Annotated in this window: 28 protein-coding genes and 1 pseudogene; 18 read left to right on the top strand and 11 right to left on the bottom strand. The window is 38.2% G+C overall.

Annotated features, from left to right (window positions below):
• Nucleotides 1–30: 30 nt before the first annotated feature.
• From GAB14E_RS0122390 to GAB14E_RS21460, 3 genes are read right to left on the bottom strand one after another with little or no spacing between them, the layout of a single operon-like run.
• A complete protein-coding gene (locus GAB14E_RS0122390; protein ID WP_033080326.1) occupies nucleotides 31–303 on the bottom strand; it encodes a hypothetical protein in 273 nt (90 codons plus the stop codon).
• Nucleotides 304–352: 49 nt separating this feature from the next.
• A complete protein-coding gene (locus tag GAB14E_RS21465) occupies nucleotides 353–712 on the bottom strand; it encodes a DNRLRE domain-containing protein (RefSeq protein ID WP_033080327.1) in 360 nt (119 codons plus the stop codon).
• Between the two features lie 33 nt (nucleotides 713–745).
• Nucleotides 746–1,003 (bottom strand): hypothetical protein, encoded by a 258-nt coding sequence (locus GAB14E_RS21460; protein WP_033080328.1) that lies wholly within the window; start codon nucleotides 1,001–1,003, stop codon nucleotides 746–748.
• A 172-nt stretch (nucleotides 1,004–1,175) separates the two neighbouring features.
• Between GAB14E_RS21460 and GAB14E_RS21455 the strand changes: the two genes are divergently transcribed.
• A complete protein-coding gene (locus tag GAB14E_RS21455; RefSeq protein WP_033080329.1) occupies nucleotides 1,176–2,021 on the top strand; it encodes an alpha/beta hydrolase in 846 nt (281 codons plus the stop codon).
• On the opposite strand, the gene GAB14E_RS21450 is transcribed toward GAB14E_RS21455, so the two are convergent.
• The gene (locus GAB14E_RS21450) at nucleotides 2,014–2,685 is read right to left on the bottom strand and encodes a response regulator (RefSeq protein ID WP_033080330.1); all 672 of its coding nucleotides are present in this window, start codon (nucleotides 2,683–2,685) and stop codon (nucleotides 2,014–2,016) included. The genes GAB14E_RS21455 and GAB14E_RS21450 overlap by 8 nt on opposite strands.
• A 233-nt stretch (nucleotides 2,686–2,918) precedes the next feature.
• On the opposite strand from GAB14E_RS21450, the gene lexA reads away from it, so the two are divergent.
• From lexA to GAB14E_RS21400, 10 genes are all read left to right on the top strand, one after another.
• Nucleotides 2,919–3,554 carry a transcriptional repressor LexA gene (gene lexA / locus GAB14E_RS21445; RefSeq protein WP_033080331.1) on the top strand — a complete coding sequence of 212 codons (636 nt, stop codon included), beginning with the start codon at nucleotides 2,919–2,921 and terminating at the stop codon, nucleotides 3,552–3,554.
• A 577-nt stretch (nucleotides 3,555–4,131) separates the two neighbouring features.
• A complete protein-coding gene (gene coxB / locus GAB14E_RS21440) occupies nucleotides 4,132–5,730 on the top strand; it encodes a cytochrome c oxidase subunit II (protein ID WP_052093368.1) in 1,599 nt (532 codons plus the stop codon).
• 11 nt (nucleotides 5,731–5,741) lie between these two features.
• Nucleotides 5,742–7,376 (top strand): cytochrome c oxidase subunit I, encoded by a 1,635-nt coding sequence (gene ctaD / locus GAB14E_RS21435; RefSeq protein ID WP_033080333.1) that lies wholly within the window; start codon nucleotides 5,742–5,744, stop codon nucleotides 7,374–7,376.
• Nucleotides 7,377–7,381: 5 nt separating this feature from the next.
• On the top strand, nucleotides 7,382–7,948 hold the full coding sequence (locus GAB14E_RS21430) for a cytochrome c oxidase assembly protein (RefSeq protein ID WP_052093370.1): 567 nt from the start codon (nucleotides 7,382–7,384) through the stop codon (nucleotides 7,946–7,948).
• Nucleotides 7,949–7,972: 24 nt separating this feature from the next.
• Nucleotides 7,973–8,857, top strand: coding sequence for a cytochrome c oxidase subunit 3 (locus GAB14E_RS21425; protein ID WP_033080334.1), 885 nt, complete (start codon nucleotides 7,973–7,975; stop codon nucleotides 8,855–8,857).
• Nucleotides 8,858–8,868: 11 nt separating this feature from the next.
• Nucleotides 8,869–9,675, top strand: a complete 807-nt coding sequence (locus tag GAB14E_RS21420; RefSeq protein ID WP_033080553.1) for an SURF1 family protein — start codon at nucleotides 8,869–8,871, stop codon at nucleotides 9,673–9,675.
• A gap of 45 nt (nucleotides 9,676–9,720) precedes the next feature.
• The gene (locus GAB14E_RS21415) at nucleotides 9,721–10,338 is read left to right on the top strand and encodes a hypothetical protein (RefSeq protein WP_033080335.1); all 618 of its coding nucleotides are present in this window, start codon (nucleotides 9,721–9,723) and stop codon (nucleotides 10,336–10,338) included.
• A gap of 4 nt (nucleotides 10,339–10,342) precedes the next feature.
• Nucleotides 10,343–11,404, top strand: coding sequence for a COX15/CtaA family protein (locus tag GAB14E_RS21410; RefSeq protein WP_033080336.1), 1,062 nt, complete (start codon nucleotides 10,343–10,345; stop codon nucleotides 11,402–11,404).
• 28 nt (nucleotides 11,405–11,432) lie between these two features.
• Nucleotides 11,433–12,350 (top strand): heme o synthase, encoded by a 918-nt coding sequence (gene cyoE / locus GAB14E_RS21405; RefSeq protein WP_033080554.1) that lies wholly within the window; start codon nucleotides 11,433–11,435, stop codon nucleotides 12,348–12,350.
• A gap of 96 nt (nucleotides 12,351–12,446) precedes the next feature.
• On the top strand, nucleotides 12,447–13,118 hold the full coding sequence (locus GAB14E_RS21400; RefSeq protein WP_033080337.1) for an SCO family protein: 672 nt from the start codon (nucleotides 12,447–12,449) through the stop codon (nucleotides 13,116–13,118).
• 44 nt (nucleotides 13,119–13,162) lie between these two features.
• Here GAB14E_RS21400 and GAB14E_RS21395 read toward each other — a convergent pair whose 3' ends face one another.
• Nucleotides 13,163–14,236 (bottom strand): polysaccharide deacetylase family protein, encoded by a 1,074-nt coding sequence (locus GAB14E_RS21395; protein ID WP_052093371.1) that lies wholly within the window; start codon nucleotides 14,234–14,236, stop codon nucleotides 13,163–13,165.
• A gap of 135 nt (nucleotides 14,237–14,371) precedes the next feature.
• On the opposite strand from GAB14E_RS21395, the gene GAB14E_RS21390 reads away from it, so the two are divergent.
• Nucleotides 14,372–15,709: an MATE family efflux transporter gene (locus GAB14E_RS21390; RefSeq protein ID WP_231561954.1), complete on the top strand. Its 1,338-nt coding sequence runs from the start codon at nucleotides 14,372–14,374 to the stop codon at nucleotides 15,707–15,709.
• Between the two features lie 315 nt (nucleotides 15,710–16,024).
• On the opposite strand, the gene GAB14E_RS21385 is transcribed toward GAB14E_RS21390, so the two are convergent.
• Genes GAB14E_RS21385 through nfuA form a run of 3 tightly spaced genes read right to left on the bottom strand, consistent with a single transcriptional unit; the run spans nucleotide 16,025 to nucleotide 17,278 of the window.
• Nucleotides 16,025–16,387, bottom strand: coding sequence for a VanZ family protein (locus tag GAB14E_RS21385; RefSeq protein ID WP_033080339.1), 363 nt, complete (start codon nucleotides 16,385–16,387; stop codon nucleotides 16,025–16,027).
• A complete protein-coding gene (locus GAB14E_RS21380) occupies nucleotides 16,388–16,660 on the bottom strand; it encodes a hypothetical protein (RefSeq protein WP_033080340.1) in 273 nt (90 codons plus the stop codon).
• Between the two features lie 39 nt (nucleotides 16,661–16,699).
• Nucleotides 16,700–17,278 carry a Fe-S biogenesis protein NfuA gene (gene nfuA / locus GAB14E_RS21375; RefSeq protein WP_033080341.1) on the bottom strand — a complete coding sequence of 193 codons (579 nt, stop codon included), beginning with the start codon at nucleotides 17,276–17,278 and terminating at the stop codon, nucleotides 16,700–16,702.
• 172 nt (nucleotides 17,279–17,450) lie between these two features.
• On the opposite strand from nfuA, the gene GAB14E_RS21370 reads away from it, so the two are divergent.
• Nucleotides 17,451–20,027 (top strand): M14 family zinc carboxypeptidase, encoded by a 2,577-nt coding sequence (locus GAB14E_RS21370; RefSeq protein ID WP_052093373.1) that lies wholly within the window; start codon nucleotides 17,451–17,453, stop codon nucleotides 20,025–20,027.
• 32 nt (nucleotides 20,028–20,059) lie between these two features.
• Here GAB14E_RS21370 and GAB14E_RS21365 read toward each other — a convergent pair whose 3' ends face one another.
• Nucleotides 20,060–20,821 (bottom strand): ComF family protein, encoded by a 762-nt coding sequence (locus GAB14E_RS21365; protein ID WP_033080342.1) that lies wholly within the window; start codon nucleotides 20,819–20,821, stop codon nucleotides 20,060–20,062.
• A 71-nt stretch (nucleotides 20,822–20,892) separates the two neighbouring features.
• Here GAB14E_RS21365 and bioH point away from each other — a divergent pair, with 71 nt between their 5' ends.
• From bioH to GAB14E_RS21350, 3 genes are all read left to right on the top strand, one after another.
• Nucleotides 20,893–21,714 (top strand): pimeloyl-ACP methyl ester esterase BioH, encoded by an 822-nt coding sequence (gene bioH / locus GAB14E_RS21360; RefSeq protein ID WP_033080557.1) that lies wholly within the window; start codon nucleotides 20,893–20,895, stop codon nucleotides 21,712–21,714.
• 106 nt (nucleotides 21,715–21,820) lie between these two features.
• Nucleotides 21,821–22,123: a hypothetical protein gene (locus GAB14E_RS21355; protein ID WP_033080343.1), complete on the top strand. Its 303-nt coding sequence runs from the start codon at nucleotides 21,821–21,823 to the stop codon at nucleotides 22,121–22,123.
• A 45-nt stretch (nucleotides 22,124–22,168) separates the two neighbouring features.
• The gene (locus GAB14E_RS21350) at nucleotides 22,169–23,191 is read left to right on the top strand and encodes a putative metalloprotease CJM1_0395 family protein (RefSeq protein ID WP_033080344.1); all 1,023 of its coding nucleotides are present in this window, start codon (nucleotides 22,169–22,171) and stop codon (nucleotides 23,189–23,191) included.
• Nucleotides 23,192–23,206: 15 nt separating this feature from the next.
• Here GAB14E_RS21350 and GAB14E_RS21345 read toward each other — a convergent pair whose 3' ends face one another.
• Entirely contained in the window at nucleotides 23,207–23,863 is a 657-nt protein-coding gene (locus tag GAB14E_RS21345; RefSeq protein WP_033080345.1) for a TetR/AcrR family transcriptional regulator, read from the bottom strand.
• Nucleotides 23,864–24,098: 235 nt separating this feature from the next.
• Between GAB14E_RS21345 and coaD the strand changes: the two genes are divergently transcribed.
• Nucleotides 24,099–24,572 (top strand): pantetheine-phosphate adenylyltransferase, encoded by a 474-nt coding sequence (gene coaD / locus GAB14E_RS21340; RefSeq protein WP_033080346.1) that lies wholly within the window; start codon nucleotides 24,099–24,101, stop codon nucleotides 24,570–24,572.
• Between the two features lie 90 nt (nucleotides 24,573–24,662).
• Complete coding sequence (locus tag GAB14E_RS25635; RefSeq protein WP_414734050.1) at nucleotides 24,663–24,833, top strand: GH36 C-terminal domain-containing protein; 171 nt, start codon at nucleotides 24,663–24,665, stop codon at nucleotides 24,831–24,833.
• A gap of 131 nt (nucleotides 24,834–24,964) precedes the next feature.
• Here the strand turns inward: GAB14E_RS25635 and GAB14E_RS25220 are convergent.
• A pseudogene (locus GAB14E_RS25220) lies at nucleotides 24,965–25,105 on the bottom strand (DNA-formamidopyrimidine glycosylase family protein); the annotation flags it as partial.
• Between the last annotated feature and the right edge of the window lie 134 nt (nucleotides 25,106–25,239).

The following is a 25,239-nucleotide window of genomic DNA, read 5'->3' on the forward strand; positions in this document are numbered from 1 at the left end:
TACAAAGAAGCTAACAAGTTAATTGATTGTTTAACTATTTTCAGTAAATAATTTGCTAAAATAAAATGCCGTCATAGAGTCTCTTTCGCCCAAATAATTAACAATAACACTTAGCGATCTACAAGTAAAAACAGCCATTGACTCAAACATCTCGCCACGAATCAGCTTCAACTTAAAACTAAATTGCCTTAATTGACAAGCCGATATTTTTTGTACGAGGCTCAACTGATCATAATATGAGACAGTACCTTGGCTATTTTGTTTATTTTCGTGTGTTTGATTAAGTTGTTCTAATAAGTCCAACGGGAGCCACCACTTTGCATAATAACGAAGGTATGTTCAATGCACGTTTTTATATTTTTTGACGGCGTTTAATAACTGATAAAAGAATAAAGCCTAATAAAAAAGTCATGGTGATATTTTCTGGCTCAGGAACTTCAACAGTATTAATCACCAAGCGAGGACCAAAACCGATATATTCACTACTGTAAAAGCGTTGAAAGTAATTATCGCCAAGCCCTGCCAGCATGACACCATTATTATCAACTTCCGCCATCATCCAGCCTTGAACAAGCTCAGTTAAATCCCATGACTGCCATCCTCTCGCTTCAGCATCTGTATATGTTGTACTTACAATTGAGTAGCTGTCATAGCTTGGCATAGTCGAAAGTTCATCCCATGAAGAGGTAATCGTATATGCATTAATGATCATATCAGCATCACTGCCCCAGTAACCCGAGTACCGCTACATTTGCAGCTCTGCTGATACTATTTTTATATTGTCCAGTGCGCTTAAATTATTAAATTGAACGCCAATGCGTTGATCACTTTTTGATACATCGTTAGTACGTAATTCAGTGTCATTTGACTGTACAACTCCACTCCACCACCAGGTATCTTGCACATCATTATCTATAGTAATTAAACCAGCAAAACTTGGTTTAGAAAAAACGAGTGCAGCGCACAGTATTACGGCAAGTTTTATCCCAAAAATGTTATTCATGATTCCCCTAAAGCTTATTTAATTTATTCACATTTTAAAAGGAAATAATAAGGACAAATTGAGGAGGATTTATGGAGATTTCAATTAAAGCTTATACTTTTTTTTTATCCTAACTTTATTCACATTTGCTTTATAAGCTAGTCCAACTCACTCGCCATCAAGGACTATTATCATGGACAAATTAAAAAAAAGTTGGACAAGCGTTAACACTAAAGCCCTGAGGGTATTAATGCCTAACTTAGCCTTAAAGATTGCCAAAAAAGTATTTTTCAGGCCCAAAAGAAAATATTCAAATTGGCCAAATCATGTAAAACAATTTGAGGTTAATACACGTTATGGTCAACTAAAGGCTTATAAATATGGCGAAGGTAAATGTATTTGGTTAGTACACGGTTGGTCTGGGAGCGCGTTTGATTTTTGGCCCTTAATGCAAAAACTTGCTGAAAAAGGCTATTCAGCAATCAGCTTTGATTTTCCTGCGCATGGTAATAGCCAAGGAAAATTCTGTACCTTACCACAAATGATAAAAGTATTTGATGATGTCTCTGCAGGTCTATTTTCACCTAGTATGGTTATTTCTCATGGTATGGGAGCCTCAGTTATAGCCAATAGCAATTGGTTCAAAAATTACCATCAAGACTTATTGCTAATATCTCCTATTCTAGATATCTATCTGTTATTACAAAGCCGAGTACGACTCTCAGGTTTTGATGAAGTGCTATTTGAACAAATAATAAAAAAGGTTTCCAAAAATGAAAAAATATCTATAACAGAGCTATGTACCATACCAAAACTAAAGGCATTTGTTGGTCAACTTAAAGTCATTCATGATACTCAAGATGACTTGGCACCATTTGTTATAAGTGAAAAATTTACCCAATTCTCAAAGGTAGCATTAGTTAGTACCAACAAACTTGGTCACAATAAAATATTGAATTCAAGAAAAATACTTAATGTAATAGAATCCTATGACTCACCTTGCTTGAAAGATATTCTACAATGGCATAATGCTAGCTAATAGGAACGTAACGAAAGCCAGCCCCGTAGGTTGTTTCGATTACATTATGTTCAATAGCGAGCGAACGAACTTTCTTACGAATATTTTTAATGTGGCTGTCAATAGCCCTATCAGAGGCATTGCATTCATTATTATAAGCGAGCTCTATTATTTGCTCTCTAGAATATATTCTACCTGGTTTTTGCATAAGTAAATTAAGTAAAGAAAACTCTAAATTCGTTAATTTGGTTTCTTGACCATTGTACTTTAAAAAGAAGCCATTTTTATCTAACTGTAAACCTGAGTTTTCTTGTTTATTTTCTATTCCCGTGCGTTTTAAAATAGCCTGAATGCGAAGCATCAATTCTTTTGCACTAAAGGGCTTACAAACATAATCATCAACACCTGCTTGCAACCCCAAAATTCTATCATTTTCAGTTTTTCTAGCGGTTAGCATAATGATTGGAATTTCAGAAAATTCCCGAATTTCTTTACAGCAGGTTACTCCATCTTTTATCGGCAACATAACGTCTAGGACAATAATATCAGGTAACTCTTGTTTCACTGTATCAATAACATGCTCACCCGAATTTAAGACAATAGGTTTGTAGCCTTCTCGGGTAATATATTTGGCAACTTGCGCGGCAATTTCTCTCTCATCTTCAACGACTAAAACTTTAATCATAATCCGTTATTTTAACTACCTATGCTTGAGCACTCTAAATACAAAGCCATCTATTTAATTATCTAAAATAATCAGCAAACGACTTTATAATTTCAATAATATAATTATATACCAATTATTACCCCAAAAAACTAGTGATAGCCTCTTTGTTCTTCCCTTAAAGTAAAAGCTTGCCTTTAAAATCAGCCTGTATATACTAACAGTAATACTGTGTAAGTTTACAGGCTAATGCTATGATTGATTCAACAACCGAATTACGTCCACTGACTAAACGTCAGAAACAAATTTATGATTTAATTAAAGATAAAATCAAAGATACGGGCATGCCCCCAACTCGTGCCGAGATCGCCAATTTTTTTGGTTTCAAATCTGCTAATGCCGCCGAAGAGCATTTAAAAGCTTTAGCCAAAAAAGGTTATATAGAAATGCTGGCTGGCACCTCTCGTGGCATTCGTTTAGTTGAAGAGCTTCTCGAAAAAGAAGGTTTACCACTAATTGGCCGTGTTGCCGCCGGTGAACCGATTTTGGCGCAAGAGCATATCGAAGAGCATTATAAAATGGATGGTGATTTATTCCACCCTGCAGCTAATTACCTCCTACGTGTTAATGGCGAAAGCATGAAAGATATTGGTATTTTAGATGGCGATTTACTTGCTGTACACCAAACTACTGATGTGAAAAATGGTCAAGTTGTTGTTGCTCGAGTTGAAGACGAAGTAACAGTTAAACGTTTTAAGCGTGAAGGCAATATTGTGTATTTGCATGCTGAAAATGAAGACTTCTCACCAATTAAAGTTGATCTAACTAGCCAAGAATTTAATATTGAAGGTATTGCTGTCGGTATTATCCGCAGTGGTAGTTGGATGTAAAAAATTCCAGAGCCTGTTCAAATACATATTATTTAACTAGCACTATATCAAGCGCCATAATTCCCCTTGCTCATAATGTATCGAGCTGTAATTATGGCTTTTTTGTTTTTCTTCATAGCAGAAAACCCCACAATATTTCTAAATTCTTTTTTTATCTACATCCTAAATTTATCAAAGCTACTTGCAGCAAAGCTCACGTAAACATTAGAGCTATTACTCCATTGAATTAAATGACTTTTCTCTAATTTATTAGCTATAAAATATTTGACCTAGATCAAATTTTAGCGTAATTCTAGTAACAGTAACGCATACAAAACGAACATAAAAAGAATAAAAAGACGTCGATGCGCTAATCCTGTCACACTAGTTTACTAGTGTCATGCCTGATTACTATTTCACGTCGGTGATTAACCTGATTTCGGAATTGATACCAAAGGGTAGAAGTAAATTGGTCATCAATCGTTTTACATTGCGAATCCGTGGCTAAACCGATCTCTTGTTAGTGAATACAATAATAATAAAACTACAGATATTCAGTTCAGTGGTTATGAAGTACATTGCTGCACATCTGTTCTCTATGAATACCAAGAGGAGATGCCGTGTGGGGAAACATAAGCTATTTTGGCTAGTGTTGGTAAGCCTGTTTACCAATTCAGCCTGGGCAGAAATGCAGTTAAACCTGACTAAAGGGGTTACTGCCGTTAGCCGGGATGTATATGATTTACATATGCTAGTGCTGTACATTTGTACCGCCATTGGCGTAATAGTATTTGGCGCTATGTTTTGGTCGATGGCTTTTCATCGAAAATCTAAAGGGGTAAAGCCTGCTAACTTTCATGAAAGTACTAAGGTTGAGATATTGTGGACGGCAATACCCGTTGTCATCTTAATCGCCATGGCAATACCGGCAACCCACACATTAATAGCCATGGAAGATAACTCTAATTCTGATGTTACCATTCAAATAACTGGCTCTCAGTGGAAGTGGCATTACAAATATTTTGATCAAGATATCGAATATTACTCGGTACTCTCAACACCACGCGAACAATACCAAAATCAACAAGGCGCTGGTGCCGATAAAGGTGAAAACTACCTTTTGGAAGTTGATAAACCACTGGTTATTCCTGCCAATAAAAAAGTCCGTTTTTTAATTACTTCTGACGATGTTATCCATGCTTGGTGGGTTCCTGCTTTTGCCGTTAAGCAAGATGCTAACCCAGGTTTTATCAACGAAGCATGGACTCGGGTTGAAGAGCCTGGCATCTACCGCGGCCAATGTGCTGAACTATGTGGTAAAGATCATGGCTTTATGCCCATTGTCGTTGAAGTAAAATCAGCAGCAGATTACGACATTTGGTTAAGTGAACAAAAACAACGTGTCGCCCAAGCGGCCAGTGCTGAGCAGGCCTCATTAAGTGCATCAATGTCAAAAGAAGAGCTGATGCAATTAGGCGAAACAACATACACAGCCTATTGTTCGGCATGTCATCAACCTACAGGTTTAGGTTTACCGCCAGCCTTCCCGGCTTTAAAAGGTAGCCCTGTTGTGACTACTGGTACTATTAAAGATCACATCAATATTGTCTTTAATGGTAAAGCTGGTACGGGTATGCAAGGTTATGGCAAGCAATTAAGTATGAAACAAATTGCTGCTGTTGTTACCTTTGAGCGAAATGCTTGGGGCAATAATACCGGTGATGCCGTGCAAGCATCTGATGTTAAATCGGCTGTTGACAACTCCTCTGTTGAAGGTACGGCACCAGAGGCAACAGCATCCGTAACAATTGAGACTAGCGCCGAAGAAATAGTAGAGACAATATCTGAAAAAGCTCCCGTAGAAGATTTAGCTAAAGTGTATAGCCATGATGAATTAATGACTATGGGCGAAGAAGTCTATCTAAAAGCTTGTGTTGCTTGTCATCAACCGACAGGTGCAGGTTTACCTCCGGCGTTTCCTGCACTTAAAGGCAGTGTAATTGCAACAGGAGATATTGCTGTGCATTTAGATATGGTGATTAACGGTAGTAAGAAAAATGCTGCCATGGCTGCTTTTTCTAATCAATTAACCAAAACCGAAATAGCCGCAGTTGTGACTTATGAGCGTAATGCTTGGGGAAATAATACCGGTGATTTAGTTCAACCTGCAGCTGTTGATGCTGCTAGTGCGAAGTAGGGGCATATAAAATGACTACAGACGTAATAGAACAAGATTCGCACGACGAACATCATGATGACTCACATGAACATGGGAAAATGACTGGCATAAAACGCTGGCTTTATACCACCAACCATAAGGATATCGGCACCCTATATTTATGGTTTGCTTTTATTATGTTTTTAACTGGTGGCGCCATGGCTATGGTCATTCGTGCAGAGTTATTTCAGCCTGGATTACAACTTGTAGAGCCAGACTTTTTTAACCAGCTAACCACAGTGCATGGTTTAATCATGGTTTTTGGCGCCATTATGCCGGCCTTTACTGGTTTTGCTAACTGGATGTTACCTATGATGTTAGGTGCTCCAGATATGGCACTGCCACGGATGAATAACTGGAGTTTTTGGATTCTGCCTTTTGCCTTTGCTATTTTGCTTGGCTCTTTCTTTATGGAAAGTGGTGCTCCTAACTTTGGTTGGACCTTCTATGCGCCACTATCAACAACCTATTCAAATGGTAGTACTGCCTTCTTCGTTTTTGCTGTGCATATTATGGGTATATCATCAATTATGGGTGCGATTAATATTGTTGTAACCATAATGAATTTGCGTGCCCCTGGCATGACTTATATGAAGATGCCGTTATTTGTTTGGACCTTCTTTATCACTGCCTATTTGTTGATTGCCGTCATGCCCGTCCTCGCTGGCGTGGTCACCATGTTACTGACCGATACTTATTTTGGTACAAGTTTCTTTGACGCTGCCGGTGGCGGTGATCCGGTTATGTTCCAACATATTTTTTGGTTCTTTGGCCACCCTGAAGTTTATATTATGATTTTACCGGCCTTTGGTATCGTCTCTACCATTATTCCGGCTTTTTCTCGCAAACGGTTATTCGGTTATAGTTCAATGGTTTATGCCACGTCATCCATTGCTTTATTATCTTTTATCGTTTGGGCACATCACATGTTCACCACAGGTATGCCGCTATTTGGTGAATTATTCTTTATGTATTGCACCATGCTCATTGCGGTACCCACTGGCGTTAAAGTATTTAACTGGGTAGCAACTATGTGGCGTGGTTCATTAAGCTTTGAAACACCTATGTTGTTTTCAATCGCTTTTGTGATTTTATTTACCATTGGCGGCTTCTCTGGCTTGATGTTAGCAATGACGCCGGTTGATTTTCAATATCACGATACCTATTTTGTCGTTGCTCACTTTCATTATGTCTTAGTTACCGGCTCACTATTTTCGATTTATGCCGGCGCATATTATTGGTTACCAAAATGGACCGGTCATATGTACAACGATACCTTGAGTAAGTGGCATTTCTGGTGTTCATTAATATCAGTAAACTTATTGTTCTTCCCTATGCACTTTTTAGGACTAGCAGGTATGCCGCGCAGAATTCCTGATTACGCGCTGCAATTTGCCGACTTTAATAAGTGGGTCAGTATTGGCGGCTTTGCCTTCGGTTTATCACAACTTATTTTCTTGGCTGTAGTCATAAAATGTATTCGCGGCGGTGAAAAAGCGCCAGCCAAACCTTGGGATGGTGCAATAGGTTTAGAGTGGACTGTAGCGAGCCCTGCTCCTTATCACACCTTTAGTACACCGCCACCGCAAAAAGATATCGATAACGCCGATCAGCACGAGCACTAATTAATATGACTGATAAAGAGCAAGCTCAAAAGCAGATTGATACGGTAAACAATAGCAACAGCAAAACTGTAAAGAAGTTGTTGTTAGTAGTTATTGCTATGTTTGGCTTTGGTTTTGCTCTAGTGCCTTTATACGACGTTTTTTGTGATATTACAGGCTTAAATGGTAAGACAAACACCACCGCCGCCAGTTATGAGGCGAGTGCTGTCGACACATCTCGACTGATAAAAGTACAGTTTATTACTCGAAATGCTAAAGGCATACCGTGGAAGTTTGAACCAGTATTGAATGAAGTTAATGTTCACCCTGGTGAAATTAAAGTTGTCTCTTTTTATGCAAAAAACAATGCTTTACATGACATTATCGGTCAAGCAGTACCGTCAGTATCACCGGGTTTAGCAGCCAATTATTTTCACAAAATTGAATGTTTTTGCTTTACCCAACAGCCGTTGAAAGCTTCAGAAGATGTTGAAATGGCTTTACAGTTTTATGTCGATTTAGATTTACCAGAAGATATCAACACCTTAACTTTATCTTATACCTTGTATGACATAACAGAGAAGTCGTCATAGGGTTCACTGAAAAAGGGATAGAAAATGACTAACAAAGAATACGAAAGTTATTACGTACCCAACCAAAGTCACTGGCCAATTGTTGGCGCAGTAGCATTATTTATGATCGCCTTTGGTGCAGGTAACTATGTAACAGATTTATCAAAGCAAGAAAGTGGTTACGGTGGTTATTTACTTTTAGCTGGTATTGCCCTTGTGGTGTATATGCTGGTTGGCTGGTTTAGTGATGTTATCAACGAGTCATTAGCAGGTAAATACTCTCACCAAATGGATAATTCATTCCGCCAAGGCATGAGTTGGTTTATTTTTTCTGAAGTGATGTTTTTTGCCGCTTTTTTTGGTGCATTATTATATTTACGTGTATTTTCGATACCTTGGCTTGGGGGCGCTGGCAATAATGTAGAAACTGGGGCTGTACTTTGGCCTGAATTTAAGGCGATATGGCCGTTAATAAAAACCCCTGATGGCACAACTACTACAGCTATGGGTTGGTATGGCTTACCATTAATTAATACGGTGTTGCTGTTAACCTCTTCTGTTACCGCTCACTTTGCTCATAGTGCCTTAATTAAAAACAATCGTAGCCAGCTTAAAGCCTGGCTTGGCATAACCATTTTACTTGGTTTGGCTTTTATGTTTTTTCAAGTACAAGAATATGCGCACGGCTACTCAGAAGAGATGCGACTATTTTTAGATAGTGGTGTCTACGGTAATACCTTTTACTTATTAACTGGCTTTCACGGCATGCATGTCACCTTGGGCTGTATCATGTTGATAGTCATGTGGTTGAGAGTTTTAAAAGGTCACTTTACCCCAGAAAATCATTTTGCCTTTCAAGCAGCAAGTTGGTATTGGCATTTTGTCGATGTTGTTTGGGTAATGCTATTTGTCTTTGTTTATATTTTATAAGGTCTGATTTTTTGCAGTATGTTGATAAACTAAAAAAGATACCTATACAATCACTAGTAAGAACTGCCCTTTGGTTAGGGCTAACGCTTAGCGTCTTTTTATGTTTAGTGAAATTATCACTTTGGCAATATCACCGCGGTTTTGAGAAAGAGCAACGAACTGCCCGTATTAGCCAACTAAATCAACAATCACCGCTAACTCTTAGTGAGGTTGTCAACATCGCTGCAGAAGAGCAGTTCACTGGCAAGGAAAGTATTAACGATTTCCCAGTAACTATTACTGGGGAATTTAACCAAAATTATATTTTTTTACTTGATAATCAAGTAGAAAAATCTTCGTTAGGTTATCGGGTATTACAAGTTGTACAAACACCAACTCATACAGTATTAGTCAATTTAGGCTGGGTGCAAGGCTCGATAGATAGAAACATACTGCCTGATGTAACCGCATTGCATGGTCAGTATACATTTCATGGTCATGTTCGTATTGTTGAACAAGGCATCATGCTTACAGAGCAAGATTTTACCCATGTCAGTTGGCCGTTACGGGTACAACAAATTGAGTTAGCTAAATTTTCCTCCCTTATTAACAAACCACTTCTTCCCTTTGTTATCTATGTAGATAAAGAAGAAAGTCTAGGTTATAAAAAAAATTGGCACCCGATAGTGATGCCTGCGGAAAAGCATTTTGGCTACGCCTTTCAATGGGCTACGCTAGCTATTGCTTGGTTAATATTAATGATTTGTTTACGAATTAAAACTCAAAAAGATGTTAAAAAAATGACAACAAACTCAGTTAATGCTTTGCAAAATAGCTGAACGAATACATTCATCATAATAAAAAGAATAATAAGGCGGTAAAGTATGGCTAAATCAATTTCTCCCAGTGATTCAAATGATAATGCTACCTTGCCCTTGGATAATACCAGCAAGAAAAAAACTAAAAACCGTCGCAGTTTATTATTGCTACTAGGCGTATTTATCTTACCCATTTTATTAGCCAAGTTAGCCTTAGATAACCAGTGGTTAGATCTAGGGGTGACTAACCAAGGTGTGTTAATACCTCAACCATTAACGCTGACCGAATTAGGTATTGATGAACCCGAGCTAGCTAAACAATGGCTTATCATTTATCGGCTACCCAAAACATGTTCTGATATTTGCTTACACAGCATCGAGACCGTACATAACAGTTATGTCGCGCTAGGCAAAGATATGCCTAGAGTCACTCCGGTATTACTCAAGACCAATATTTTTTCTGCCCTGCAAAGTAAGCAACTTGCTAAAAGCCAGTGGAAAATACGCAGCTTAACCCCACAAATGGATAACTTATTGCAAGGTCCACAGGTACTTATCGCTGACCCGTTAGGCAATATTATTCTACGACATCAACTACCTGAAAAAGCGCAGCAACAAGCGGCTTTAGGTAAAGCGATTGTCGCCGATATGAAAAAACTTTTGAAATACTCTAAGGTTGGTTAACTTAATGACTGACCACAGCAAAAACACTCAAAACCTAAGTCGTTTAGTACTTACAAGCTTATTATTAGCTATTGTTGTCATTGGCTTAGGTGCCTATACACGCTTAACACATGCCGGCCTAGGCTGCCCAGATTGGCCGACCTGTTATGGCTTACTTGATGTTCCTCAAACCAGTGCTCAAATTGCAGCAGCTGAGCAAGCTTTCCCACAAAAGCCTGTTGAACCAGCTAAAGCATGGAACGAAATGATTCACCGCTATTTCGCCGGCAGTTTAGGTTTACTTATTGCTGCGATTGCTTTCTTTTCAGTTAAATTGCGCTTTTCCAAACGTTCAACTATTAGGTATCCGGTAATTCTGCCCTTATTTATTTTATGCGTTGTTATCTTTCAAGCAGCGCTTGGCATGTGGACGGTAACGCTGAAATTAATGCCCATAGTAGTGATGGGACACCTACTCGGCGGCTTTACCACGCTGTGTTTATTGTTTTTATTATATTTACGCATAAATGCTAAAGGTATAAATGCCCAAGGTGGAAACCTAGTCGATTGGCAACTTAAAAAATACAGTAGCTACGCTCTATTAGGTATTAGCATTTTAACAGCACAAATAGCACTCGGCGGTTGGACTTCCTCAAACTATGCGGCAATGAGCTGTGTAGAGTTGCCTATTTGTCAGGGTGACTGGCTTGGAAATTTAACTTTTGAGCAGTCTTTTGATCTAATTCCCCCTAATAAAGACAGTTATGAATTTGGTCATCTAGAACACAATGAAAGGGTTACTATCCATGTTAGTCATCGTATAGGAGCAATCATAACAGGTGTTTTTATTGCGTGGTTAGCCATCATGGTTTTCCTAAGAGCGAGAACACATGCAATAAAAAGCACCGCGCTAGTATTACTTAGTTTATTAATTGTGCAGATCAGCTTAGGCATTAGTAATATCTGGTTTTCATTACCACTTAAAGTTGCCGTCGCGCACAACTTAGTTGCCGCCTGTTTAATGCTGAGTTTAATCACTTTAGCTTATAAGTTAAGACAAAATTCTGAGGAGTCATTCTATGAATAAGGCCATAAATAAAACAATTAGTGAAGCAATGCCAGCTACGGTCAACGTCGATAGCAATAACGCCCTGAGTCATATTTTCACTAATTGGCGTGCTTATTACGATATCACCAAGCCGAAGGTTGTCGCCTTACTGGTACTAACAGCACTCGTTGGTATGAGCTTATCTGTTCCTGGAGGACTGCCGTGGCAACTACTGTTGCCAGCAATGTTAGGTATAGCGTTACTTTCTTCTGCGGCGGCGGCCATTAATCATATTGTCGATGAAAAAATTGATACCATTATGGGAAGAACACATAACAGGCCTTTACCAGAAGGCAGGCTCAGTGTCAGTAATGCAGTAGTTTTCGCGGCAAGCATAGCCTTGTTAGGTTTTATTATTCTTTATACTTTAGTTAATCCTCTTACCGCTTTTTTAACTTTAGCCGGCTTAGTGGGTTATAGCTTTGTTTATACCTTGTATCTTAAGCGCGCTACACCACAAAACATCACTATTGGCGGTTTAGCTGGTGCAATTCCACCTTTACTAGGCTGGACAGCTATGACCAATGAGATAGCGCCTAATGCCTTGTTGTTAGTGTTGATTATTTTCACTTGGACACCACCACACTTTTGGGCATTAGCGATCCACCGTAAAAATGATTATGCCAAAGTCAATATACCTATGTTGCCGGTAACCCATGGCATTAGCTTTACCAAAACCCAAATATTGCTCTATACAATATTACTTTTTGTGGTTTGTTTATTGCCTTATTTAGTTGGCATGAGTAATTGGCTGTATTTGGTAGGGGCGTGCGTGTTGAACTTGATCTTTTTTGGCTATGCCTGGCAACTTAAATTTAATGCCAAAGAAGAAACCGCTATGGCAACTTTCAAGTTTTCTATCATACACTTAATGTTGCTATTTATTATTTTATTAATTGACCATTATTGGCTACCTATGAGTTAGTGATTGAACGCTATCAGTAAAACTTAGTCATAAAAAATGTTCCGTGATAATTTATAACAAGCGCTTAGTAACAATGGCGCTAAAGACAGGATTTCAATGAATAAAACTATCTATGCCATGGTTGCCTTACTCTCCATCTTAGCTGGTGCTGTCGGATTTTATTTTATTAGCCAAGCTAAACAACTACCAGCACCGAAATATGCTTTGCATTACCAGCAAGCGCGGCCATTATCCGCTTTTACTTTTACTGATGAGCTAGAGCGGGACTTTAATAATGCTCATCTACAAGGCAAGTGGTCGTTGGTTTTTTTTGGTTATACTTCCTGCCCTGATGTCTGCCCAACCACCTTACAAAATCTCAATTTCATTTATGATGATCTAACGGCTATTGCCAGCAACAGCCAAGTACTCTTAGTGACTGTTGATCCAAAAAGAGACAACATAACAAAGCTCGCTCAATATATTGCTTATTTTAACCCTGAGTTCAAAGCCTTGCGAGCAGAGCATGATGTATTATTTCCGTTTGCTCGAAATTTAGGGTTGATGTATGCCATTACGAGTAAAGAGACAAGTAAAAGCGGAGATGATATGTCGGGATCAGATGAAAATTATTGGGTAGATCACAGCGCGTCTTTGGCTCTAATCAACCCTGAGGGCAAGGTAGCGGCGATATTTAGACCTGAGCAAGAAGTCGGTCAAGTGCCAACTATTGATAATGATAAGTTATTAAGCGACTACCAAAAAATAGTCGCTCTTTATAATAAATAAGTAAGTAATAAGTGTAAGACATTTGGGATAAAGGCCATAACCTATTATAAATGGTACCAACTGCCATCGTCTTTTAAGATAAACCAAGGCTTTGAATACCAGTAATAGCGCCCTGGTTTACTAATGCTTGCCGCAGTGCAGTTTGCACGAACTCTGCCAACAGGTAAGTCTTTACTGAAGTTAATACTGAAACTCTTATCGTCATTCCAAGTGATCTTTTGTTTACCTAACCCTGAAATATAACAATTAAGTGCTGACTTATAAAAGTCACCTGTTTCGATGGCAAAGGTAATGCTCTTAGTTTTTTTATGTTTAAATATTGTTTCGGCCTGCTCTCCCTCTAAGCGAATATTAAACGCCAATGAATTTAACTTATCACGTAAACCTGAAATCTTGTCGTAAGGTTTTGAAGCGGGAAAACGTGGTACGCTAGTTAAGTCCGTTGTTAAATCAATCGCACCCGATTGCTGTGAAAATGCGACGAAGTCATTCTCTTTCGCCCAAGCTTGTACTGCCAAATCATACTCGCCATAAGGGTAAGCATAATAACGCCAACTTTGGCCGGTATTATCTTTAATAATTGCTTCGGCTTTTAATAATAACTGTGTTTGTTTCTTCAACCATTGTGCTTGCGTTACACCTTCGGCAATTCTGACCATTGAGTCATGTTCATAACCGTGATTAGCAATTATAACGCCTTCATCTGCAAGTGCTTTGAGTTGAATCCAAGACAAATAAGGCGAAGTACTTTTACTTTCATTACGATTGATGATGCCTGGGTTGACATAAATGGTATATGGGAAAGAAAATTTGTTTAAAATGGGTTTTGCTTGCGTTAAAACATCGGTGTAAGCATCATCAAAAGTGATAGCGACACTTTTATCAGGTAAGGGTTGCTGCTTTTTAATGCCTTCAACTAGCTCAGATAACGGTACTACTTTAAAGTTATTATCTTTCAGATATTGAAGATGCACTTCAAATTGCTTGGGAGAAATGCTGGTACTAGCTGGCGTAGTATCACTCACATGGTGATATTGTAAAATAACCGCGGCATGACTGTTGAGTGTTACAGCCAATAATAATGAAACTGAAAACAGTGTCCGCAACATATATTTCATGGTATATACCTTTAAAAAATTAGATGATACCAATCCGCTTACAGTGGAACTCTCTTGCCGAGATTTATTTTTACGGGATGGTATCGGTAAAATAACGCCTTTCTCTTTAAATCACTAGCACTTTAGGGTATTTCTTTGTTTAAAAGTAGCCATTTAGATCAACACAAACGTTTATTTTATTTAGCATTGCCAATGATCTTATCAAATATTACCGTACCACTACTTGGTTTGGTCGATACAGCAGTTATTGGCCATCTTGAACATGCCTACTTTTTAGGTGGCAGCACCATCGGCGCTATGCTTATAACCTCGGTAGTTTGGTTATGTGGTTTCTTACGTATGTCCACTACAGGTTTAAGTGCTCAAACTCTTGGGCTTGGTGATTTATCGAAAAACTTACTGATATTGATACGTGGTGTTTGTCTGGCTATTGTTATTGGTATTGTATTTATCTTACTGCAAAACCCATTTCTTGATCTTGCCTTAGCCGTTGCCGGAGGATCTGAAAAAGTACAGTTTTATGCCAATCAATATGCACAGATTCGCATTTGGGGAGTACCGGCCGCATTGGCAAATTTAGTTATTTTAGGCTGGCTAATTGGTAATCAACAGGGCAAAACAGTGATGTGGTTGCTTATTGCCACTAATGTAATCAATATTATTTTAGATCTACTCTTTGTTTATATTTTCCATTGGCAAGTACAAGGCGTGGCTTTTGCTAGTTTATTGGCTGAGTACTCTGCGATGTTACTGGGTATAACTTTGATTGCTCATCATTATAAAAGCGCACTGACAAAGCTTGGCAGTGATTTTCGACAACTCTGTCGTGAGCTATTTGATAAACAAGTACTGCTCAACTATTTTCAACTAAATCGCGATATCTTAATCCGAACCTTATGTTTACAAATTTGTTTTTTGTTTATTACTTTCCAAGGTGCAAGGTTAGGCGATACGGTTGTTGCCGCTAATGCCATTTTGATGAATTTCTTATTATTGATTTCTTTTGGTTTAGACGGCATTGCTAATGCTGCTGAAGCTTTGGTTGGTGAAGCACACGGGAAGAAAAATACTAAGCAACTTAAACTAACGGTTCGTATTGCGCTATTTTGGAGTTTTATCTTTGCTTGCTTATATACACTGTTATTTTCCACCTTAGCGCACTTTTTCTTAGGCATAATTTCTGATATTAGCAGTGTTATAACATTTGCAGAGCAGTATCTTTTCTGGATAATATTGTTACCCTTAGTGAGTTGCTGGTGCTTTTTATATGACGGTATTTATATCGGTTTAATGCAGGCTAAAGTAATGCGAAATAGTATGATAATAGCCACTTTCGGTTGTTTTTTTCCGCTTTGGTTTTTATTACAAGGCTTTGGCAATCATGGCTTATGGGCTGCTTTTTCAATTTTCATGTTGGCAAGAGGCGCAACCCTTGCGTGGCACTTTCATTGTTATCGAAAAGAAAGTATTTAACCTAAACTCTGAATAAGCAGCACTTATTCAAGATTCCCCTCTATCCGAATCTCAGCGTTAAAACGTCGATAAATAATGCTAACCACAATGCCAATAGCAGCCGTCGCAAGGCTGCCTTTGGCGATCATTGGTGATACTTTTTGCCATAATCGCTTAGGGGTGTGCTACCGGAAGGTGATGAGCGGGAGTTTCTGTCGACATAAGTTAATTGGCTTGACGGTGTAAAAATAAGAGAATCTTAACACGCTAATTTTCGACAAACTTAATACCGGTCAACGATTAATTAAAAATCGGCACAGCTTAGGTAATTAATTGTTAGCTAAGCTGCTCAGTAAAGAAGTGTTCAAGAATTTTTGCCAATATTATGCCACAAGCTAAGCCTGCAACATTCGCAGCCATGTCAAGCCATTCACCATATCTATTAACATAAGGCTGAATTAACTCAATAGCACCACTAAAAGCAGCAAAACCTAATGTTATCCATAACCAGTGTTTAGGTTTTCTCAGCGCTACAGGCAACATTAAAGCGCCATAGGAGATAAAGTGATGAGTCTTATCGCTTCCTGGAACTTGCGGTAATTGTTCAGCAGGCCATAAAGATAAAGTCGTAATCGCGCTAAGTAAAAAAACTGTAATGATAAACCAGTAGGTCTTTATTAAATTTACTATGAGATTCATTTAATTTGTATGTTCATTAGGAGATCGTTTATTACCAGATCGAGTACGATAAATAATATTTAACCAGCGATTGGCAAATATTCCCAGGTAACCCCAGGCAGAAATTAAACAAGCAAGACTAAGTATTGCCACGCCAGCTACTTGCCAAAGATGATGATAGAAATAACCTAAAGCAACAAATAGTAAGCCAAGAACAAAAAGGCCAAGCCCACGTAGAAACAGCGTTAAACTGCGCTGTGGATTTTGGCCTAGCTTTTCTAATAGCTTAATCATAAAAACTCAGTCACATAAACTGAGGCATACGATCTTAGTTTAGTAATATGAATGATCACCGCGTTCATGCTCGGTTGCATCTTTAACGCCTTTAATTTCGCCAGCCATTAATTCAATCAATTGTTTTTCAATGCCATCTTTTACTGTGACATCAATTTGTGCACAACCATTACAGCCTCCGCCAAATTGCAATACCGCATAACCATCTTCGGTAACTTCAACTAAAGTACACTCACCGCCATGGCCAGCCAGTTGAGGGTTAACTTCGGCTTGTAAGAAGTAATGCACACGTTCAAATAATGGAGCATCATCGGCGACTTTACGTAATTTAGCATTAGGCGCTTTCAACGTTAATTGAGAGCCCATTTGATCGGTAGTAAAATCAATTTCAGCTTCTTCTAAGAAGCCTTTACTGTCAGCATCAACCATGGCTGAAAAACCATCAAAAGGTAGTTCAATATCATCAGATTCAACCGCATCCGGTGGGCAATATGAAACACCACACTCCGCTTTTGCAGTGCCTGGATTTACAACAAAAACACGAATATGTGTACCTTCAGCTTGTTGCGAAAGTAAGTTAATAAAATGCTTTTGTGCATTTTCTGAAATAGTGATCATTATTTGACTCTCTTAGCTCTCTGATATCCACCCAATTTAACCAATCAAAAAGGGATAATACCTGACTGTTTTACTCAAGTATGACTATTTTACTCTGCTATTTAGTTATGTGCTAATGATTTTTATGCTTTTGTTTGATACTTTAGTGCAGTCAAAAAAAGAGGCCATCTAGATGTTACTTATAAGAATTCTAATTATTTCATTCACCCTGTTCTGCTCTACTTTAGTTCCTGCCAAACCCGTGCAAAATTATTTGCCAACAGGCATACAATTTAATAAAGAAATCCCCTTACCTAGCAGTACTTTAGGGTTTGAAATAGGCCAGCGCCATGTCAGACATGATCAGTTAACAAACTACTTTTATTCTCTTGCCAATCATTCAGATCGGGTGAAATTAACCTCGATGGGGAAAACACCTCAACAACGAGAGCAATTACTTGTCACTATATCTAGCCCACAAAACCTGGAAAATTTAGCCAATATACTTAGCGAGCGTGATTTATTTTCCAAATCAAAAAAACAATTAAAACAACAAAGCTCTAGCAATGCTCCCTTAGTTATTTGGTTAGGTTATAGCGTGCATGGCGATGAGATCAGTGGCGCAAATGCTGCCATGATAGTTGCCTATTACTTAGCTGCTAATAATGATAAAAAAATGGCTGAATTGCTTGCCAATACCGTCATAGTATTAGAGCCAAGTATTAACCCCGATGGCATGGATAGATTTGTGAACTGGGTGAACACTTATCGCAATTCAAGTGATAATAGTGATGCTAATCATATAGAGCATCATCAGAATTGGGTTACGGGTCGAACTAATCATTTTTGGTTTGATTTGAATCGTGACTGGTTATTACTTTCTCAGCAGGAAAGCCAACACAGATTAAAGTATTTCCACCAATATCAGCCTCATGTGGTAGGTGATTTTCACGAAATGGGTCATAACAGCAGCTACTTTTTCCAACCTGGCATTCAAAGTCGCACTCACCCGTTGACACCAAAAAGAAATGTTGAATTAACAACTACTTTAGCAACCTTCCATGCAGCAGCATTAGATAAACAACAACGCCTCTATTACAGTGAAGAAAATTTTGATGATTTTTACTACGGTAAAGGCTCAACCTATCCAGACATTAATGGCAGTATTGGCGTATTATTCGAACAAGCTAGCCCACGTGGTATGCAACAAGAAACAGTCAATGGCTTACTAACCCTAGAGTTTAGTATTGAAAATCATGTCACCACATCACTTTCAACTATCAATGGTGCTTGGGTAAACAGAAATCAGCTAAAACAATACCGCAGTGATTTTTACCAGCAAAGTAATAAATTAGCTGAAAAGGAAGACTTTTCCGGCTATTTATTACACGAAAGCAAAGACAACTACCGTCTTAACGCCTTATTATCTAAGTTAATTCAGCATAAAATTAAGGTGTATGCACTAACCACTGATTTTGAGTTTAACGATAAGAATTATCAAAAAGGTACAAGTTATTATGTGCCACTTGCTCAACCGCAATTTCGACTTATCCAAGCATTGTTTAATCAACAAACAAATTTCAAAGATAATACTTTCTATGATGTTTCTGGCTGGACTATGCCTTTAGCAATGAATATTGAAAGCATCAAAATAAACCGTACTCGTGGACTGAAACTGGCGAAACAAGCTTGGTCTCTGCCGGCAAGCTTAATAAAAAACAGTGCAAGTAAACTTGCCTATGCTTATATTTTTGAATGGCATCACTTTTTGGCACCAAAATTACTTAATCAACTCTTAGCCAGTAATATTAAAGCTAGAGTAGCAACCAAGCCATTTTCTAGTTTGATAAATGGTAAAGAAAAACATTTTAAGGCTGGTAGTATCGTAATTCCGGCAGGTATTCAAAAAAATGAAAACTGGCAAGCACAATTAATTGCCGCCAGTAATAGTACCGACATTTATTTAGAGAGCGTCACTACTGGCTTAACCATGAAGGGCGTTGATATTGGTAGTAGCTCGATAAAACCTCTTTATCAGCCAAAAGCAATGTTATTAGGCGGTATGGGTATTTCACAATACGAAGCGGGTGAAGTGCGTTTTTACCTTGATGAAACCTTAAATATTCCGCTATCAATTATTGACCACAGCAAGTTACGCCGAGTCGATTTATCGACTTATAGTCATATTATTCTTGTTGATGGCAATTACCAGTCTGTAGCTGAGCATACCGCAAAACAATTAAAACACTGGGTTAAAAATGGCGGTGTGATTATCGGCCAAAAACGTGCTGCGGTATGGTTAGCAAAGCAAGAAATATTACGTGCTAGTTTTGTTTCAAAAGAACAGATAAACCAGCTATTTGATCATGAAAACCTTAACTATCAAGATAAGGAAAAGCTCGCCAGTCGTAAACGTATTGCCGGGGCCATCTTTCAGGTAGAGTTAGATACTAGTCATCCACTAGCTTATGGCTATCAGCAGAGCTTATTACCTGTATTTCGTGACAATAATTTAATTATGGAACAGCCTAAGCAGCCCTTTGTTACATTAGCGCAATATACACCAACGCCGCTATTGAGTGGTTATACCGACAAAAATTTAGTAAATCGATTGGCGCATAACGCCGCCATTGTTGCTCACAATGTTGGCAAAGGTCGGGTTATTGCTACCACTGAAGTATTAGCTTTTCGGGGCTACTGGTATGGAAGTGCGAAATTACTCGCTAACAGTTTATTTTTCAGCAAAGCTTTTTCCGCGCCATATAAATAAAAACTTTATGGCTTACCAAGTAGTTTCTAATGCTACTTGGTCTTGGGTAAAGTGAGACAAACCGTTACTAAGGTAACGGTTTCAACACCAGTTTTTTTCAATAATTTGCTGATTTCACTGACAGTAGTACCTGTTGTCACCACATCATCAATAATCAATACATGTTTGATGTTGTTAGCTATTTGTTCCTGTAAAATAAAGGTTTTAGCTAAATTTTTTCGTCGCTGACTACCTGTCTTTCCCATTTGACTAGCATTATGCTTTATTCTTACAACTAACTTCTCGTCATAAGGTAACGATAACTGTGATGCAAATGACTTGGCAATAAGGTGGGCTTGGTTATAACCACGGATTTGCCACTTTTTCACATGTAAGGGCACAGACAGCACCAAATCGATAGGGAGTTTTACTTGGTTCGTTTGCATTGCTTGCCATTGAGCACAAAGTAAAGTACCGAATAAATTTGCTAACTCAAAGCGACCTAAATATTTCATTTGGGCTAGCCATTTATCAAACGGATAAGTATAAGGTGATAATGCAAACAGTTGGTCAAAATGAATGTTAGGCAATGCTCGATGAATTGCTGGCCAACTGAGTAAATTACCTGAGATAATAGTTTGATCAAAGTAAGGTAAATCGCTGATACAATTTTGACAGAGTAATGTTTGTCGTAGCTGATAACCCAATAAAAAACTCTTATTAACGTTGGCACCACAGAGGTCACAACAACTCATTTGACCAAGGGCTTTACTACAAAACGACTTAACTTGTCTTAAGTCGATCTTCCATGTCATATTGCTTACCTTTTGCTATCAGTTTATATGATATAAACTGTTGTTTTTATATTTATAGTACCTTTATAAGCATGGCAAAAAACTTATCATTTTCAACATACTGCTCGAATAACAGCCCTAAAAAAAATGCCATTCCTATTGTTCTTCTTCATGGTTGGGGTTTAAATTCAGGTGTTTGGCAACCACTACTAGCTTTATTCAACGAGAATAAAGAAAATAACTACCAAATAATTACTGTCGACCTGCCTGGTTTTGGTACTAATAGCAGTGTCGAGATAAAGCCCTACACTTTAGCCAATATTTGCCAGAAAATTGATAAAATAATTACTCAACCTGCTATCTACTTAGGTTGGTCATTAGGCGGTTTGATCGCAACTGAAATGTCGCTAAAATATTCAAACAAAGTCTTGGCATTAATCACCGTTGCCAGTACGCCATATTTTGTCGACCAACCGGTAACGGATTGGCCCGGAATAAAAGAAAACGTACTTAATAGCTTTCATAGCCAACTTGCCAAAGATACCGAAAAAACCATTAGCGGTTTCTTGAAAATTCAAGCGATGGGCAGCCCTCACATCAGGCAAGATTTAAAACTAATCACCCAGTTAGTTATGGCGCATAACCTACCTAGCAAGAAAACCTTAGCAGACTCGCTGGCATTACTAAGCCAGTGCGATTTACGTCAACAGATATCAACTATCAAAAAACCTTTTTTACGCTTATACGGTCATAACGATAGCCTAGTACCCAAGGCAGTGATCGAACAAATCAATGATTTAGTTCCAAATAGTGACCATCACCTATTCGAACATGCCTCGCATGCACCATTTATCTCCCACCTTGATGACTTTTATCAAGTGTTATGCGCTTGGTTAAAATCCAACTTTGACTAAAGAATAAACCTCTATATAGCTTAAATTATGATGATTTCAGCTTTACTTTTACTCTTTTTAGATTAATAATTAACCAATACAGCTTATAAACAGCGGAGCATTACCCGTGGAAATACCATCTGCATTTAATTCAGGGCTACAAGGCTTACAAAATGCGCAAGCAAAAGCTGATCAAGCCGCGAGTGATATTGTCGCCAGTACAACTTTACCTGCTGAGCAACAAACAAGCTCAGCCACTATTGGCGAAGTCAATACTGAAGTGACTAATCCTAATAACAACCAAGAAATACCTGACTTAAACCAAGCAATTGTTAATTTGAAAGTGGCTGAATTTCAGGCTAAGGCCTCAGTAGAAGTAATTAAAAGTGCTGATGACTCACTTGGCACACTACTGGATGTAACTGCCTAAGAGTTTATAACTGTTCGCTTTATTGACAGGTAAATTATTTGTCTCATGAATATTACCCCGCATACAGCAAGCTTACCCCTAGCAACCGTGGTGAATCCATCAACGGAGGGCTTGCGTCGCGAAAATCATCAACGTGAAATAATCACCCAAGTGGTCGCTACCAACCCATCTGCGGCAGAAAAAGGTGTCGCTTCAGATAAAGAGCGTGCCCGTACTCCCGCCCAAGTAAACGAACAAGTCGATTTTGCTAACTTAAGAAAGCAAGCCGAGCAGGCTGCTAGCACTATAGCGGAACAAGAGAAACAACAAGGTGGCCAGCAGGGAGAACAAGAATCCCAGCACAATGCAGAACATCAACAAGATGAGAAAACTGAAAATGCTAACACTACTTCTTCAGAAACAGAACAAGATAATGAAATAATTCAACAAGAACAGATCGATGAAAAAATTATTAATCAACTACAACAAAGAGATAAAGAAGTAAGAACCCATGAATTGGCTCATGCTACAGCAGGGGGTTCAGCGACTGGCTCTCCATCATTTACTTTTGAAGTAGGCCCTGATGGCAAGAAATATGCGGTTGGTGGTGAAGTGGCTGTCGATTTAAGCAGTGTCGCAGGTGATCCACAAGCGACAATAACTAAAATGCAAAAAATACATGCTGCAGCATTAGCACCGGCAAGCCCATCAACACAAGATACTCGCGTTGCCGCTAGTGCAGCACAAACTATTCTAGCTGCACAATCAGAACTATTAGCACTAAAAAGTGATGCTGCAACTCAATCCAGTAATGCTAATAACAATCTAAATATACAATCGAATTCGACTCTTAATAAGAATCAAAACGATGAAAGTAATGATTTTGATACATTAATCAATCAGACATTGACCGCACAAGACGCTATTCTTTCCAGCTCATCAAATCACCAACTTGCCTCGACTCAAAGCATTAATAGTGAGCAGTCTAATGACGTTCAGCAACGTGCCCTACGTGTTGAAAGTTATTACTTCAAAATAAGTCAGGGGTATGAAAAACCAGATAATTTTCAATTTGAATTAACTGCTTAACAAACTTTTCACTACTTAAACTGTTTCTGCTTCTTCTTGATATCTTTGCTGGTATACATCACGCGCTTGATTAAGCTCGCTAATTGCATGTTCTTTAGTATATGGGCGTAAAATGACTAATATTTTAAGTACGCCTTGATAAAAGACTGAATCATTAACTTCATTTACTATAGTCTGAGTTTGGTAAAAACTTACCCAAAAAGTATTTATCAATCGTAATATACTAACAATATCTGCCAAGTCATCATCCTCAAAATCGATGAAATCAGCGGCTCTTAACGAAATTAGTAGTTGACTGACACGCTCAGAAATGGACTGTTGCACTTCCACATATTTTTCACGCAAAATAGGGCTTTTATCCAATAATACCGGCAGGTTACTATAAAAAAAGCGAAATTTCATCGTCGTTTGGAAAACTGAATCCATATATAACACAAGTGAGTCAAGTGGCTTTAAGTCCGAAGATACCTTTGGCAGAGTCTCTAACAGTAAGCTCCTGGCATATTCTTCGTAAATAGATAAAATAATATCTTCTTTATTACGAAAGTGATAATACAAATTTCCAGGGCTAATGGCTAAGTGGGCAGCAATATGATTAGTGGTAACATTACGCTCTCCTTGCTCGTTAAATAATTCAATACTGGCTTGGATTATTTTATCGCGGGTTTTCATGCTACTACTTCTTATTTGATTTGATTAAAACTAGCACAATAATACTATCAAAATTCAGTATATATAAAGTGTTTTGAGTAAATACTTTAAGATTTTTTACTTTTTTTTGTGATTAATTATTCATTTTTGCTGATTATCCGCTGCTTAGCTTGATACTGAAAGCTTTAAAAACTTGTCACTACGTCACTTCTACTATTACAATAATGTTTAACAACCGTTAATAAAACAGTAAATAATGACAATAAAAGCAATATACCCAGGTACTTTTGATCCCGTAACCAATGGTCATAGCGACTTGATTGTTCGCGCAAGTAAGTTATTCAGTCAAGTAATTATAGGTGTCGCCGCAAGTCCTAGTAAGCAACCACGGTTTGACTTAAAGCAACGTGTTGCCATGCTTGAGCAAGTTACCCAAGATTTAACGAATGTGACTGTAGTTGGTTTTACTGGCTTATTGGTAGATTTTGCTAAGCAACATCAAGCTAAAGTACTTATTCGAGGTTTACGTGCAGTTTCAGACTTTGAATATGAATTTCAACTAGCCAATATGAATCGTCGCTTATCTCCTGACCTTGAAAGCGTATTTCTGACACCTGCTGAAGAAAACTCTTTTATTTCTTCAACCCTGGTAAAAGAAGTTGCTCTTCACCAAGGCGATGTTAGTCAATTTGTTCATCCCATTGTAAAACTGGCACTGGAACAAAATTAATAGCAAGATTGGTTAGTCATATTATTTCTCAGCTGAAAAATCATTACTAAGTAGCTCAGGTCCCAACTTAGTTAACCTGAACTCTGGATAATCAGTGCTTGGTGTTTAAGTAAAAACAACAACTTACGGTTATTAACAATAAAATTAACAGGATTAAGTCGCGATAAATCCTATCAATGTTTCAATTTATTTTATTATCAAGGCAAAACGTTTATGAATAACGGGTTATTTATCGACGTTTTAACGCTGAGAATTGGATAAAGGGGAGTCTTGAGTAAGTGCTGCTTATCCAGAGTTCAGGTTAGTTAATATCCAAGTTCATCTTGAGCATTAGCTAATCATAATGCCGCACCAAAACGTTGAGGGTCATTCAAACGTAATACTTTGCTAGGTTAAAATACTAAATCAAAATGATCATATTTGGCTACAGGGGTATCAAGCTCAATTACTCTTATGGTACCTGGCATACCTAAATGTAATAATAAAGTCCCAGTTGAGAAGCGCAATAGGAGAAACTTAGCGCGCCTATTAACATCAAGTACAGTATAAACCTTCTAAGAGTGAACCTCGTCTGGAATAAGCCATTTTAAAGGGCTATTACGAACGATTGCTTTACTGACTTGTTGAGTAATAATGTGCGTGCTTATACCTAAACGGCATACTTGAT

This window comes from Colwellia psychrerythraea (assembly GCF_000764185.1).
Classification (GTDB): domain Bacteria; phylum Pseudomonadota; class Gammaproteobacteria; order Enterobacterales; family Alteromonadaceae; genus Colwellia; species Colwellia psychrerythraea_B.